At 69.3% G+C, this 1,235-nt stretch carries 1 protein-coding gene and 1 pseudogene; both read left to right on the plus strand.

Annotation, left to right across the window (positions count from 1 at the left end; genetic code table 11):
- Positions 1-268, plus strand: a pseudogene (locus FFS27_RS32895) (acyltransferase family protein); the annotation flags it as partial.
- A 186-nt stretch (positions 269-454) separates the two neighbouring features.
- Positions 455-1,235 (plus strand): FAD-dependent oxidoreductase (locus tag FFS27_RS32900; RefSeq protein ID WP_137952562.1); only part of this gene is annotated, 781 nt, incomplete at its 3' end.

Consider the following 1,235-nt stretch of genomic DNA (forward strand, 5'->3'; position numbering starts at 1 on the left):
GCTGGGCAAGGCGATGACCTACATCGGCCAGTCGACCCTGATCCTGCTGATCTTCCACGGCGAGATCCAGCACAAGACCTTCAACCTGCTGGTCCATCTGGGCCTGTCGGAACCGGCCGCTGCCAGCGTCGCCCTGGTGATCTCGGTGATCGTCTCGCTGCTGATCGGCGAAGTGATCAAGCGCGTCGCGCTGCTGCGCGCCCTCTACTTCCCCTTCCCGGTGCGCAAGAAGGCCGCCGCGGTCCAGGGCGGCGGCGAAGCGCGCTGACGCCCTCGGCCCGGTGCGCCTGCGCCGGGCCTTTCCCCTCCCGTCTCCCTTTTCCCTAACGGGCGGCCGACCTCGCTTCGACCTGGCCGATGATCGCCCGCTCCTTTCGCTGAGCGGGTTGGTAGGCGGGCATTGCCTCCCTAGAATATGGAACATCGTTCCGAAATCTTGAAAAAGGGAGAAAGCATGACCTCTGCGGCTGTCGAGACCACCCCGCTAACCTGCGACCTGCTGGTCGTCGGCTCCGGCGCCGCCGGGCTGGCGGCGGCGGTAACCGCGGCCTGGCACGGGCGCCGGGTAGTCCTGGTGGAGAAGGACCCGGTGTTCGGCGGCGCCAGCGCCTGGTCCGGCGGCTGGGCCTGGTTGCCGCGCAACCCGCTGGCGCGTCGCGCCGGTATCGAGGAGGACATCGAGCAACCGCGTACCTACCTGCGCCACGAACTGGGCGAGCGTTACGACGCCGCGCGGATCGACGCCTTCCTCGAAGCCTGCCCGCACATGGTGGCCTTCTTCGAGCGTCACACCCACCTGCGGTTCGTCGACGGCAACGGCATCCCGGACATGCATGGCGACACGCCGGGCGCCGCCGAGGGCGGCCACCAGCTGGTCGCCGCGCCCTATGACGCACGGCAACTGGGCCCGCTGCTGCCGCGCCTGCGCAAGACCCTGCGGGAGACCTCGTTCATGGGCATGCCGATCATGGCCGGCGCCGACCTCGCCGCCTTCCTCGACCTGACCCGCTCGCTGCCGGCCTTCCTGCATGTCGCCCGGCGCTTTTCCAGCCACCTCTGGCACCTGCTGCGCTACGGTCGCGCCATGCACCTGGTCAATGGCGTGGCTCTGGTAGCGCGCCTGGCCAAGTCCGCCGAAGCCCTGGGTGTGCGCCTGATCGAATCGGCGCCAGCCCGCGAACTGCTGCTGCGTGACGGCAAGGTGGTCGGCGCGCTGGTCGAGAGCGCCGAGGGAC

The sequence above is a fragment of the Pseudomonas sp. 2VD genome (genome assembly GCF_005503585.1).
In the GTDB taxonomy this organism is placed as follows: domain Bacteria; phylum Pseudomonadota; class Gammaproteobacteria; order Pseudomonadales; family Pseudomonadaceae; genus Pseudomonas; species Pseudomonas aeruginosa.